This is a genomic window from Limnohabitans sp. (assembly GCF_034680285.1).
In the GTDB taxonomy this organism is placed as follows: Bacteria; Pseudomonadota; Gammaproteobacteria; order Burkholderiales; family Burkholderiaceae_C; genus Limnohabitans_A.
In genome coordinates, this window is the sequence record NZ_JAXITC010000009.1 from 92,678 (window position 1) to 106,158 (window position 13,481).

Below are 13,481 nucleotides of genomic sequence, written 5' to 3' on the forward strand. Positions count from 1 at the left end.
CAGCATGCAACCCACGCGCCGATTTTTTGCGACCGCTTTGAGCCTGAGTCTGGCGACGGCAGGATTGGTCGGTTGTGGGTTTCAGTTGAGGCAATCCAACGACTTTGCGTTCAAGAACCTGTACGCCAATTTCTCGACGACTTCGCCATTGGGGGTAGAGTTGCGGCGCAATTTGTTGGGCACAGGGCGACTTGATCTGTTGACCGAACCTCAACAAATGTCCAAGGCCGATGCCATCCTCGACATCTTGAGCGAGGAACGCCAACAGGTGCCCGTGGGTGTGAGTGCGACTGGACAGGTGCGAGAGCTCCAATTGCGATTGCGCGTGCGTTTTCGCCTGCGTACGCCCCAAGGCGCGGAGCTGATTGAGCCCGTCGAGATTTACCAGCAGCGCGATTTGAGCTTCTCAGAGTCTGCGGCGCTCTCTAAAGAAATTGAGCAGGGCATTTTGTACCGTGACATGCAAACCGACATCGTGCAGCAAATCATGCGCCGCTTGTCCTCGGTGAAGTTGCGCAGCTCGGCGCCGGTTGCCAAACCTTGATGCAAGCGCCCTGAGCCGCACCATGCAATTGCCTCTTCCCCAATTGGCGGCGCACCTGCAAAAGGGTTTGCGCAGCCTGTATGTGTTGCAGGGTGACGAACCCTTGCTGATCCAAGAGGCTGCCGACGCCATCCGGGCGACTGCCCGTGCTCAGGGTTACACGGAGCGCAGCGTGCACACCGTGTCGGGCGCGCACTTTGACTGGAGTGAAGTGCTGGCAGCTGGTGGCTCTATGAGCCTTTTTGCCGACAAACAAATTGTGGAAGTCCGTGTGCCCTCTGGCAAGCCCGGCAAAGAAGGCAGCACGGCCATTCAGCAGTTGGCCGCCTCAGCCCAAGGCAACGACACCACCTTGACCCTGTTCTTATTGCCCCGTCTTGATGCCGCCACCCGCAAAGGGGCCTGGTTTGGTGCTTTGGAAAATTCGGGCGTGTCGATCCAGGTCGATCCGGTGGACCGCAACGCGCTGCCCCAGTGGATTGCACAGCGCTTGCAGCTGCAAGGCCAGCGCGTGGTGGCGGGGGAAGAAGGTCAACGCACCCTGCAGTTTTTTGCCGACCGCGTGGAAGGCAACTTGCTTGCGGCGCACCAGGAAATTCAAAAACTCGGCTTGCTGCACCCGCCGGGTGAACTCAGCCAAGAACAAGTCGAGTCTGCTGTGGTCAATGTGGCCCGTTACGACGTTTTCAAATTGTCCGAGGCGGTGCTCTCGGGGCAGGTGGCCCGGGTTCAGCGCATGCTGGACGGCCTGCAGGCCGAGGGAGAGGCTGCCGTGCTGGTGCATTACACCTTGGCCGAAGACATTCGCGCCCTCAAGCGCGTGAAAGATGCCATCGCCAGCGGCAAACCCATGCCCATGGCCTTGCGTGAGCAGCGTGTGTGGGGCCCGCGTGAGCGTTTGTTTGAACGAGTGCTGCCCCGCATGACCGAGGCCCGCCTGAATGGCCTGCTGCAGGCGGCCCACCAGGTGGATGGCATCGTCAAAGGCCTGAAAGTGCCCGAATGGCCCACCGATGGCTGGCAGGCTTTGCAACGGCTGGCGGTGCGCTTTTCGCGCTTTTGCATCGTCCGCTGACCCAAGCGCATTCCTTGTGGGAGCGAGTCCCGCAAAAACGCGGTCCGCATCTGCGAAAATGGGCGGATGACTGAATTGAACACTGCCGCACATGTCCAGGCCCTGGGCCAGCAGGCCAAAAAGGCCTCGGCGCTGATGGCCAAGGCATCGGCTGCCACCAAGAACAAAGCTTTGCGCCATTTGGCTGCTTTGTTGCGTGCCAACACCGATGCCTTGCAGTTGGACAACGCCAAAGACCTGGAGCGCGCTCGTGCTGCTGGTTTGGCTGAGCCCATGGTGGACCGCCTCAAACTTACCCCCCAAGTGCTGGAGACCTGCGCCCAAGGCTGCGAACAGTTGGCGGCCATGCCCGATGTGATCGGCGAGATCTTGAGTATGAAGCAAGTGCCCAGCGGCATCCGCGTGGGTCAGATGCGTGTGCCCATTGGCGTGTTTGGCATGATCTTCGAAAGCCGACCCAATGTGACCATCGAGGCGGCCAGCTTGTCCATCAAGAGTGGCAATGCCTGTATCTTGCGCGGTGGCTCCGAGGCGATTGAATCGAACAAGGCCTTGGCCAAACTGGTGCAGCAGGCCTTGACCGAGAGCGGTTTGTCAGTCGATGCTGTGCAGCTGGTGCAAACCACCGACCGCGCTGCCGTGGGCCAACTCATCACCATGCCTCAGTTTGTGGATGTGGTCATCCCGCGAGGTGGCAAGGGCTTGATCGAGCGCATCAGCGCCGAAGCCAAAGTCCCGGTCATCAAGCATTTGGATGGCAATTGCCACACCTATGTGGACGAGCCTTGCGACATCGACATGGCCGTCAAAGTGGCCGACAACGCCAAGACGCAAAAGTACAGTCCCTGCAACGCCAGTGAAAGCTTGTTGGTGGCGCGAGCTGTGGCGGCTGAGTTCTTGCCCAAAATTGGCGCTATTTATGCGTCCAAAGGCGTGGAAATGCGCTGCTGCGCCAAGTCAAAGGCCATCTTGAGCCAAATTTCAGGCGCGGTGCTGAAGGATGCCATCGAGCAAGATTGGTTCGAGGAATACCTCGCACCCATCATCAGCATCAAAGTGGTTGAAGGGTTGGACGAAGCGATTGCCCACATCAACCACTACAGCAGCCACCACACCGACGCCATCCTGACCCGAGATCACATGCACGCCCAGCGCTTTTTGCGCGAGGTGGACTCGGCCAGCGTGATGGTGAACGCCAGCACCCGCTTTGCGGATGGTTTTGAGTATGGTTTGGGTGCTGAGATCGGCATCAGCACAGACAAGTTCCACGCCCGTGGCCCTGTTGGCATTGAAGGCCTGACTTCTCTCAAGTACGTGGTGCTGGGCGAAGGAGAGGTCAGAGGCTGATGACCTGGACCTGTGTGCTGCGGCACACATGCCCTTTGTTGTTGGCCGGGCAGTGCTTGCATAAGCTTCTGCCGTCCCCCTATGATCTGTATGTTTTGACAGCCCTTTAAAGGTCGCCCATGGTTCCCCATCTTGTCACCGCCCTGACCGGCCCCATCAATGAGCTGGAGCAGCGCATCCTCGACTCCATGCCCGCGATCGAACGCTGGTTCCGTCTGGAGTGGATGGAGCACACACCACCCATTTACACGTCGGTCGACATCCGCAATGCGGGCTTCAAGTTGGCGCCTGTGGACACCAACCTCTACCCGGGTGGCTGGAACAACCTCACGCCTGAAATGCTGCCATTGGCCGTACAGGCTGCGCAAGCCGCCATTGAGAAAATCTGTCCTGAGGCCAAAAACCTCTTGATCATTCCTGAGAACCACACGCGCAACACCTTCTATTTGTCGAACGTGGTGCAGCTGCAGCGCGTCTTCCACATGGCGGGTTTGAATGTGCGTTTGGGATCGATCAATCCCGAAGTCAAAGAGGCCACCACCATCGAGCTGCCCAATGGCGAAAGCGTGACCTTGGAGCCTGTAGTGCGCACCCAACACCGCTTGGGTCTGAAAGACTTTGACCCCTGCACCATTTTGCTCAACAACGACTTGTCGGCGGGTGCCCCTGGCATTTTGGAAGAGCTGCACGAGCAGTTCCTACTGCCGCCCCTGCACGCCGGTTGGAGCGTGCGCCGTAAAACCAAGCATTTTGAGTGCTATGAAGAGGTGACCAAACGTTTTGGCAAGCTGCTGGGCATCGATCCCTGGCTCATCAACCCCATGTACAGCCAGTGTGGCGATGTCAATTTTGCCGAAGGCACTGGCATGGACTGTTTGCGCAGCAATGTGGATGCCTTGCTCACCAAGATCAAGCGCAAATACAAGGAATACGGGATCAACGAGAAGCCATTTGTGGTGGTCAAGGCCGACAACGGTACTTACGGCATGGGCATCATGACCGTGCGGGATGTGTCGGACCTGGACCAACTCAACCGCAAGACCCGCAACAAGATGAACGTCATCAAGGATGGCCAGACCGTCAACGATGTGATCATCCAGGAAGGCGTGTTGACCAACGAGCGCATCAACGACGCCGTGGCCGAGCCCGTGGTTTACATGATGGACCGCTATGTGGTGGGTGGTTTTTACCGTGTGCACGCTGAGCGCGGCGTGGACGAGAACCTGAATGCCCCGGGCGCCAGCTTTGTGCCTTTGGCCTTTGCAGACACGCCGCACCTGCCTCAGCCAGGCGTCAAGCCCGGCGCCAGTGTGCCCAATCGCTTTTACATGTATGGCGTGATTGGCCGTTTGGCCATGCTGGCGGCCAGCTACGAACTGGAAGCCACCGACCCCGAAGCCGAGGTCTACGATTAAAGTTGCTGCACTGCAACAAAATCACGGAGCGAACGGTGACACGAGGCGGTCATCGGGCGCAAAATAGCGAACTTCAAGATTAAAAGCCTGATCAGTGGTCAGGCCAATTTTTGTGTCATCTACAAAATCCTCTCTCGCTGCGCTGACCTTGGGCGCCATCGGCGTGGTTTACGGCGACATCGGCACCAGCGTGCTGTATGCAATGAAAGAGGTGTTTGGCTCAGGCCATGTGCCTTTCACGCCCACCAACGTCTACGGCATCCTCTCGATTTTCTTTTGGACCCTGACCACCATTGTGTCGGTCAAGTACGTGGTCTTGGTGCTCCGCGCCGATAACCATGGTGAAGGCGGCCTGGTGGCCATGTTGGCGCTCGCTTCGCAATCGGTCAAAGACCGCCCGAGAACGCGCAAGGTTTTGCTGATCGTCGGTATTTTTGGGACTTGCTTGTTTTATGGCGATGGGGTCATCACCCCCGCCATTTCAGTGTTGTCGGCTGTAGAGGGCTTGGAGATCATCTCGCCCACCTTCAAAAAGTCGGTCATCCCAATCACCTTGGTGATTCTGTTCCTGCTGTTTTGGGTGCAAAAGCGCGGCACAGCAGGCATTGGCAAATTCTTTGGGCCCATTACCCTGGTTTGGTTTCTTTCCATCGCGGTTTTGGGTGTTTCGCACATCGTGCAGCGCCCCGAAATCCTGTTTGCCATCAGTCCGCATTACGCCTTGAGCTTCATGTGGAATGAGCCAGGCACCACCTTCATCATTTTGGGTGCGGTGGTTTTGTGTGTCACGGGTGGCGAAGCGCTGTATGCCGACATGGGTCACTTTGGCAAAAAACCCATTCGCCTGGCCTGGTTCAGTGTGGTCATGCCCTGCCTGACCCTGAACTACTTTGGGCAAGGTGCCTTGCTGCTGGCCGAGCCCGAAGCGGTCAAAAACCCTTTCTACATGATGGCGCCCGAGTGGGCCTTGCTGCCTTTGGTGGGTTTGGCCACCATGGCCACCGTCATCGCGTCGCAAGCTTTGATTTCGGGTGCCTTCAGTGTGACCAAGCAGGTCATTCAGCTCGGTTATCTGCCGCGTCTGGAAGTCCAACACACCAGTGAGACCGATACCGGGCAAATCTACATGCCCTTCGTCAACTGGGGCTTGTTTGTGGCCATTGTTTTGGCCGTGGTCATGTTCAAGTCGTCGAGCAACCTCGCCGCGGCCTACGGCATTGCAGTGTGCACCGACATGCTGATCACCACTGTGCTGACCTTTTATGTGATCCGGTATGCATGGAAATTGCCTTTGGCCTTGTGCATTGGCGCGACGGGCTTTTTCTTTGTGGTCGATCTGGCGTTTTGGGCCTCCAACATGCTCAAGCTGTTGGACGGTGGTTGGTTCCCGCTGTTCATTGGTGCAGTCGTGTTCACGCTGATGCTGACTTGGCACGATGGCCGACGCTTGCTCAACGAATCTTTGCGCTCAGACGCTTTGCGTTTGCCTGATTTCTTAGATGCCGTCTTCGTTTCGCCGCCCACCCGCGTCGAAGGTACGGCCGTGTTTCTGACGGCCGAGACCGGTACCGTTCCCAACGCTTTGCTGCACAACCTCAAGCACAACAAGGTGTTGCATGAGCGCAATTTGTTTGTCACGGTGCGCAGCCACGAGGTGCCGCGTGTGGACGTCGGGCAGCGATTGGATGTGACGCCCCTGGGGCACGACTGCTGGCAAGTCATCGTCAACTATGGCTTCAAGGACAACCCCGACTTGCCCAGCGCCTTGGCCACCATTGAAGGCGAAGGCTACAAGCTCGACCCGATGACGACCAGTTATTTCTTGTCACGAGATATCGTCATTCCCACCATTGGTGGCGGTATGGCCACTTGGCGAGAAAAACTGTTTGCCCAAATGCACCACAACGCCAGCGGCGCTGCGGCCTTTTTGAACCTGCCCACCAACGGCGTGGTGGAGTTGGGTTCGAAGATCGAAATTTAAACTTTGGTATTTTTATCTGCGGAGTGCAGACCGCTGCCTTACCGCTGAGCTGAAAAAATGAAGGGAATTTCATGCAGCGTTCCATGCATTTAGCCCATCAATTCACGCGTCGTGTGGCATTTGGCTTGCCGCATGATTCGCCCTTGCCTGATGACCCACTGGCTTGGGCAAAAGCTCAGTTGCAGCGTGTGCCACCTATCGACATCTTGGAACGCGACGGTAAACGCCGCAGCGACTTGCCGGAGTGGGTCACCCTGCTCTGGCGCATGGACGATGTGATGCATGCGTTTGAAAGGCACCGGCGACTTGAGGTGGAATCTTTTGACAAAGCCAAACGCATGTCTAAAGAGCAGTACCAGGCTGAACGTAAGCGTGATATCGCGATCCCATATTGGCAGATGGAGCATTGGAAAGAGGTCCAAGCCCGAGCGACCACCGCTTTGTACGGAGAAGCACCTGTTTTCGAAAGGTTTTGGCATTTTTGGTGCAACCACTTCATGGTTGCCCCCGGCAACCAGAACAACGACACCTTGGTGGGACCTTTTCAACGCAGTTTGCGAGAAAAAATGACGGGAGACTTCCAGTCGATACTTTGGCATGCCACGACCCATCCTGGCATGTTGGTCTATCTGGATAACAACACCAATACGGGTCCAAGTTCACGCGCTGCAAGAGAAAAATGGACCAAAAACAGCATCAACGAAAACCTGGGCCGTGAGCTCTTGGAATTGTTCACATTGAGCCCAGATTCGGGCTATAGCCAGAAAGATGTTGAGGCGGTCACCCTGATATTGACGGGATGGCGAGACATGCGCCCCGATAAACACCACAAGGCAGGGGTTCCTCTGGGGACTTTCTTTGACTTCAATCACCATGAACCTGGCTCTCAGGTGGTCATGGGTAAAACGTACTCTGCCCTTTTCCGCCCCTCGGGCAAACTGGAAGACTTGATCGCGGACTTGGCTGTCCATCCAGCAACAGCAAAGCATTTGGCCCGCAAGCTTTGTGTGCATTTCATTGACGACGATCCGCCCCCAGCGGCGGTTCGCCACATTGAGCAAGTATTTGTGCAAACCAAAGGCCATTTGCCCGCCGTACACGCGGCTGTGCTAGAGATGTGCTGGGCGCATTTGGAGACCACCCGAAAGTTTTTGTCGCCCGAGACATGGTTGCTGCAGACCTGGAATTTGATGGGTGTTGCCCCGCCGAGAACGGCACCTTTAGATGATCGAGGAGGCCTCAAAACCCTGTATGTTTTGGGTGACTTGGGTCAACCATTACCACGTTGCCCTCAACCCAATGGTTGGCCCATTCGTTCGGTCGACTGGATCTCCAAGGAAATGCTGGACCGCCGAGTGCGCTTCATGTTGGTGGTCACCAGAGATTGGTTGCAACAAGCGTCTCAACCTCGCCAAGTCCTGAATCAATTGTGCGAAAAACATTTTGCCTCAGGAAGTTCAGAATTGGCATTGATTCGAGACGTGATGGCTAAGGGTGATTTGCGTTCTGCCCACACCCTGTTCCACGCCAGCCCGACCCTGCTTTGGAGTTGATCGCCATGCAAAGAAGACAATGGTTAAAAGGTGCAGCTGCGCTGAGTTTTGCAGGATTTCAGCCAGCTTGGGCCAATGGCGATGCAAACACGCCACGGCTTTTGGTCGTATTGTTGCGCGGCGGCATGGACGGATTGGCCGCTGTACCACCGATTGGTGACGCCACTTACGCTGCCATTCGACCTACCATCGCCGTTCAGAATAGTTTGCGGTTGGATGGCTCGTTTGGCTTGCACCCAGCGTTCAAGCACTTGCACCAGTTGTGGGGGCAGCAGCAACTGGCGGTGGTTCATAGCACTGGTTTTGCATATGCCGGTCGGTCTCATTTCGAGGGTCAAGACGTGATGCAGTCGGGCATGTCAAAGCCCTACACCTCCTCGTCGGGTTGGTTGGGGCGGGCCATGCAGGTGGCGCGGGTTGCTGGGGGTGTTTCCATCTCGATCCCTATGCCTTTGATTCTTCGTGGCAATCCCGAATCGTCGACAAAGTTTCCAAACTGGATGCCTCATTTGCCGCCTGGCGTTGCGAACTCTTTGGAAGCCTTGTGGTCAAAAGACGGACTGATTTCACCTTATGCGTCAATCATACGGGCCGAGGCAGCAACGCAGCTGCAAAGTTCTGTGGGTCGGCAGGACTTTGCCAATGCCCGTTCTTTGCCTGAGCTGGGCCGATTGGCGGGTCAAGAAATGAGCCAAGCGCTGGGGCCACGCGTTGGCCTCATTGACTTCACGCATGGTTTTGACACGCACGCCAGCCAAGGCGGCGATCAAGGGGGACATGCGGAGCAATTGGTCAAAATCGATCAATTGGTCCAGAATTTCCAAGCCGCAATGGGGGCCATGTGGTCAAACGCCCTGGTGGTGACAGTGACAGAGTTTGGAAGAACTGTGGCTGAAAACGGTACCACAGGCACCGACCACGGGGTGGGTTCTTGTTGTTTGCTGGCTGGCGGCTTGATCGGCCGGTCACAGGTTTTCTCGGATTGGCGTGGCTTGCACAAAGACCAATTGTTCGAGGGCCGCGACTTGCCGCCAACGATCGACGTGTCAGCTGTTTATGCGAGAGTGATCGAGCGTGTCTTTGAAGTCACACCTGCGGTTATTCAGCAGCAAATCATTGCACACAAGCCCAGCGCTGCACTGAAGGGTTTGCTCCTTTGAACGTGTGAGCGTGTCCTTCATGAAAAAATTCAATCCAGGTCGGCCAATCTGCGCCGGACACGGTTAAGTTAAAGCCCCCATCGCCTCGCCCATCACGATCGGGCGGGTGGGTGTCCAGTCTGTGTTGAACTGCATCACTCCTTTGGGGAAAAGCATCACCACGGTGGAGCCGAGCAAAAAGCGTCCCATCTCTTCGCCTTGGGCCAGGGCGATGTTGCCCATCTCGTAGGTCCACTCGCGCACTGTACCTGGGCGAGGCGGGTTGACCACGCCGTGCCACACGGTGGCCATGCTGCCCACGATGGTGGCGCCTACCAGCACCATCACAAACGGACAGTGATCACCGTCGAACACGCACACCACACGCTCGTTGCGAGCAAACAGGCCGGGCACACCGCGGGCTGTGGTCGGATTCACCGAGAACAAATCACCCGGCACGTAAATCATGCGCGTCAAGCGCCCAGCGCATGGCATGTGGATGCGGTGGTAGTCGCGTGGGCTCAGGTACAGGGTGGCAAATTCGCCGTCTTGAAACAGCGCGGCCAGTGCTGCATCGCCGCCCACCAGAGCGCGAGTGCTGTAGCTGTGGCCCTTGGCCTGGAAGACTTGGTCGCCTGCAATCGGACCGCACTGGCTGATGGCGCCATCCACCGGGCTGACCCAATCGGCTTGGGCCAGCGGTCTGGCATCGCCGCGCAAGGGCCGGGTAAAAAACTCGTTGAAGCTCTTGTAGCTGGATGTGTCCGGGTTGGCCGCCTCCATCATGTTCACGTTGTAGCGGCGCACAAAGCGGTCGATGATGCCGGTGGTCACGCTCCCCCATTGGCTGCCCGCTACCCAGCCCGCAAAGGCGGTCAGGGCTTGTTTGGGAATCAGGTACTGCGGCAAAACCGCCAGGCGGTCAGAAAAGGAGCTGGACATGAGGGGGCCGCCGGGGCGGTTCAGAAGAATGCCTTGATTTTATCGGGCCGCCCGCAGGCACAATCTCGTCCATGAACACCCCTTTGCTTTCGGTCAAACACCTGGTCAAACGCTACGGCGACACCACAGTGGTCAATGACCTGTCTTTCCACATCGAGCCCGGTGAATGCCTGGGCGTGATCGGTCCCAACGGTGCGGGCAAAACCACCACACTGCGCATGTGCCTGGGTCTGTCGCAGCCCGATGGCGGCTCCATCCGTTATTTCGACGGTCTGCAAATGCCGCGTGATGCGCTGGGCATCAAAGCCCGTTTGGGCGTGGTCGCACAGATGGACACGCTGGACCCGGACTTCACCGCCGAAGAAAACCTGCTCGTCTTTGGCCGTTACTTTGGCCTGCCCGACGCCACCATCCGCGAACGCATTCCCCAACTGTTGGAGTTTGGTGCGCTGAGCCACAAAGCCAAAGCCAAGCCCGGCGAGTTGTCGGGTGGTATGAAGCGTCGCCTGAGCTTGTCTCGCGCCCTCATCAACCACCCGCAACTGCTCATGCTGGACGAGCCCACCACGGGCTTGGACCCGCAGGCGCGGCACCTCATGTGGGAGCGCCTGCAGGTGTTGCTGCAAGAAGGCAAATCCATTTTGCTGACCACCCACTTCATGGACGAGGCCGAGCGTCTGTGCAGTCGCCTCTTGGTGTTGGACCAAGGCCGCAAGATTGCCGAAGGCAAACCCCGCGACCTGATCGCCGAGCACCTGGAGCCCGAAGTGGTGGAGGTGTTTGGCCAAGGCGCGGTGGCACTGGCGCAAGAGGCCAGCTTGAAGGCACTGGCTGGCCGGGTGGAGGTCAGCGGCGAGACCGTTTTCTTCTACACCGAAGACAGCCGCGCCCTGCTGCAGGCCCTGCAAGCCTGGCCCGCCATGCGAACCTTGCACCGACCTTCTAATTTGGAAGACCTGTTCTTGAAATTGACCGGACGCCAGATCCGAGAGGAAGGCTGATCATGAGTCAAATTCAAAACAACATCTGGGCTGCACCTCGCCTGTCCATGCGCTGGTGGCCCGTGTTCCAGCGCAACTGGCTGGTCTGGAAAAAGCTCGCCATCCCCAGCCTGGTGGGCAACATCGCCGAGCCGCTGATGTGGCTGGTGGCCTTTGGCTACGGGCTCGGCTCGCTGGTCGGGCAGATCGAACTCGGCGGTGAGAAAGTGCCCTATATCCTCTTCTTGGCCAGCGGCAGCATCTGCATGAGCGCCATGAACGCAGCAACGTTTGAGGCGCTGTACTCGGCGTTCTCGCGCATGCATGTGCAAAAAACCTGGGACGGTATCATGAACGCCCCGGTGCGCCTGGACGATGTGGTGCTGGCCGAAATGCTGTGGGCGGCGTTCAAGGCGCTGTTCACTGTCACGGCCATTTTGGGTGTGATGATGGCCCTGGGCATCAGCCACAGCTGGAAGCTGCTGGTGGCCTGGCCCGTGCTGCTGGGTGTGGGCATCACCTTCAGCTGCATGGCGCTGATCTTCAACGCGCTGGCCAAGGGCTACGACTTCTTCACCTATTACTTCACCCTGTTCCTCACGCCCATGATGTTCCTTTCGGGCATCTTTTTCCCGCGTGAGCAGTTGCCCAGTTTTGTGCGTGTGATCGCCGACTGGCTACCGCTGTCGGTGGCGGTGGACTTGGTGCGACCCCTTTTCATGGACCGTTGGCCGGACCAACCGATGCGCCATGTGTTGGTGCTGGCGGGGTTCGCGGTGGTGTCGTTCTGGATTGCGCTGGCGCTGACGAGGAAGCGGTTCAGAAGTTGATTTTTGTGCACGAATCTCAGAAGTGATGTAGCGGTCGAAAATCTGGATTGGGCTAGGAGATTTCATTGTTTTCGCAAATTGCAGCCATCACCTTGCCAATCTTTGTTCTGGCTTTGGTCGGGTTTTTGTATGGCCGACGCGTCAGTCCGGATTTGTCAGGGGCCAACAAATTGGTCGTCGACATGGCGTTGCCCGCACTCATCTTTGTTTCTTTGTCGGCCAAGTCATTTGACCCTGTAACCGCTTTGTCCTTCACTGGGGCGTCCATTGCTTTGATTCTTCTCAGTGGCCTGATCGCTTGGGCATTGGCAGCTGCCTCAGGCGCTTCTCGAAGCGCCTTTCTTCCGTGCGCCATGTTCACCAATGTCGGTCCCGTGGGCATTCCACTGATTGCGCTAGCGTATGGCCCTGAAGGTGTTGCACCTGCAGTTGTCTTGTTGGTGATTTCCAATGTGTTGCATTTCACACTGGGTGCAGGCGTGATGAGTGGCAAAGTAGATTGGCGCATGGTGTATGCCAATCCCTTGGTTTGGGCCACTGTGCTGGGCTTGTGCAGCGCTCAACTCCAGCTGGTATTCCCCGTTTGGCTTCAAACATCTTTGACCATGCTGGGCAGCGTGTTGGTTCCCATGATGTTGCTGTCTTTGGGCGTGCGATTGGCCAGCAGCAAAATTGAGGATGCAAAAATTGGGGCCCAGTCATCGGCGCTGATTTTGCTCATCCGACTGGCTGCTGTGTATGGAATTTTGTGGCTCATCCCGCTGCAAGGTGTTGAGCGCGGCGCCTTGATTCTTTTTGCTTGCTTGCCCCCCGCTGTGTTTAACTTCATGCTCGCGGACAAATTTCAAGTGGAACCCCACAAAGTGGCTTCCACGGTCATTGTTGGGCATCTCTGCAGTTTGCTGTTCTTGCCATTGGGCCTTTGGCTGGCACTCATTTAACTTTATCCACGCAACGCGCCATAAGGCATCACACATGATTGATTTTTATTACTGGACCACACCGAACGGTCACAAGGTGACGATGTTTCTGGAGGAAACAGGGCTGGACTACAACATCAAGCCAATCAACATCAGCAAAGGTGAACAGTTTGCCCCTGAGTTCTTGAAGATTGCACCCAATAACCGCATTCCTGCCATCGTAGACCACCATCCAGAAGGCGGTGGAGATCCCATCGGCATTTTCGAGTCCGGGGCCATTCTTTTGTACTTGGCCGATAAGACGAAAACCATGATTCCACAAGATTTGCGGGGCAGAAATGAATGCCTGCAATGGTTGTTTTGGCAAATGGGCGGTTTGGGGCCGATGGCGGGGCAAAACCACCACTTTGTGCAATATGCGCCCGAGCAGTTGCCGTACGCCATCGACCGTTATGTCAAAGAAACTTCGCGCTTGTATGGTGTCTTGAACAAGCACTTGTCCGATGGACGTGCGTATATATGTGGCGACTATTCAATTGCAGACATGGCCGCTTATCCTTGGGTTTTTCCGCATGAGAAGCAGCGTCAAAATTTGAGCCACTTCCCCGCGCTGTCCTCTTGGTTTGAACGTGTGAAAAATCGTCCAGCCACACAAAAAGCCTACGAAATCGCCAAATCAATCAATGTGGCACCTACGGTGGATCAAAACGCTAAATCCATTTTGTTCGGCCAAGATGCCAAAACAGTGATTTGAG

General features: G+C 56.8%; 12 protein-coding genes. 11 read left to right on the forward strand and 1 reads right to left on the reverse strand.

Going from position 1 to position 13,481, the window contains the following annotated elements:
• Window positions 1–4 precede the first annotated feature (4 nt).
• From lptE to SWE17_RS09190, 7 genes are all read left to right on the forward strand, one after another.
• Entirely contained in the window at window positions 5–544 is a 540-nt protein-coding gene (lptE, locus tag SWE17_RS09160; RefSeq protein WP_322992796.1) for an LPS assembly lipoprotein LptE, read from the forward strand.
• Window positions 545–566: 22 nt separating this feature from the next.
• A complete protein-coding gene (holA, locus tag SWE17_RS09165; protein WP_322992797.1) occupies window positions 567–1,619 on the forward strand; it encodes a DNA polymerase III subunit delta in 1,053 nt (350 codons plus the stop codon).
• A gap of 66 nt (window positions 1,620–1,685) precedes the next feature.
• Window positions 1,686–2,966: a glutamate-5-semialdehyde dehydrogenase gene (locus SWE17_RS09170; RefSeq protein WP_322992798.1), complete on the forward strand. Its 1,281-nt coding sequence runs from the start codon at window positions 1,686–1,688 to the stop codon at window positions 2,964–2,966.
• A gap of 119 nt (window positions 2,967–3,085) precedes the next feature.
• The gene (gene gshA, locus SWE17_RS09175) at window positions 3,086–4,381 is read left to right on the forward strand and encodes a glutamate--cysteine ligase (RefSeq protein WP_322992799.1); all 1,296 of its coding nucleotides are present in this window, start codon (window positions 3,086–3,088) and stop codon (window positions 4,379–4,381) included.
• 112 nt (window positions 4,382–4,493) lie between these two features.
• Window positions 4,494–6,362 carry a potassium transporter Kup gene (locus SWE17_RS09180; protein WP_322992800.1) on the forward strand — a complete coding sequence of 623 codons (1,869 nt, stop codon included), beginning with the start codon at window positions 4,494–4,496 and terminating at the stop codon, window positions 6,360–6,362.
• A 71-nt stretch (window positions 6,363–6,433) separates the two neighbouring features.
• Window positions 6,434–7,915 (forward strand): DUF1800 family protein, encoded by a 1,482-nt coding sequence (locus SWE17_RS09185; protein ID WP_322992801.1) that lies wholly within the window; start codon window positions 6,434–6,436, stop codon window positions 7,913–7,915.
• A gap of 5 nt (window positions 7,916–7,920) precedes the next feature.
• The gene (locus tag SWE17_RS09190) at window positions 7,921–9,075 is read left to right on the forward strand and encodes a DUF1501 domain-containing protein (protein WP_322992802.1); all 1,155 of its coding nucleotides are present in this window, start codon (window positions 7,921–7,923) and stop codon (window positions 9,073–9,075) included.
• A gap of 63 nt (window positions 9,076–9,138) precedes the next feature.
• On the opposite strand, the gene asd is transcribed toward SWE17_RS09190, so the two are convergent.
• Window positions 9,139–9,996, reverse strand: a complete 858-nt coding sequence (gene asd / locus SWE17_RS09195; RefSeq protein ID WP_322992803.1) for an archaetidylserine decarboxylase — start codon at window positions 9,994–9,996, stop codon at window positions 9,139–9,141.
• A gap of 71 nt (window positions 9,997–10,067) precedes the next feature.
• Between asd and SWE17_RS09200 the strand changes: the two genes are divergently transcribed.
• The 4 genes from SWE17_RS09200 to SWE17_RS09215 all read left to right on the forward strand — a co-directional run bounded on the left by SWE17_RS09200 (window position 10,068) and on the right by SWE17_RS09215 (window position 13,480).
• A complete protein-coding gene (locus tag SWE17_RS09200; protein WP_322992804.1) occupies window positions 10,068–10,997 on the forward strand; it encodes an ATP-binding cassette domain-containing protein in 930 nt (309 codons plus the stop codon).
• A 2-nt stretch (window positions 10,998–10,999) separates the two neighbouring features.
• Window positions 11,000–11,806 (forward strand): ABC transporter permease, encoded by an 807-nt coding sequence (locus tag SWE17_RS09205; RefSeq protein ID WP_322992805.1) that lies wholly within the window; start codon window positions 11,000–11,002, stop codon window positions 11,804–11,806.
• 65 nt (window positions 11,807–11,871) lie between these two features.
• Window positions 11,872–12,747: an AEC family transporter gene (locus SWE17_RS09210; RefSeq protein ID WP_322992806.1), complete on the forward strand. Its 876-nt coding sequence runs from the start codon at window positions 11,872–11,874 to the stop codon at window positions 12,745–12,747.
• Between the two features lie 34 nt (window positions 12,748–12,781).
• Window positions 12,782–13,480: a glutathione binding-like protein gene (locus SWE17_RS09215; protein WP_322992807.1), complete on the forward strand. Its 699-nt coding sequence runs from the start codon at window positions 12,782–12,784 to the stop codon at window positions 13,478–13,480.
• Window position 13,481 lies beyond the last annotated feature (1 nt).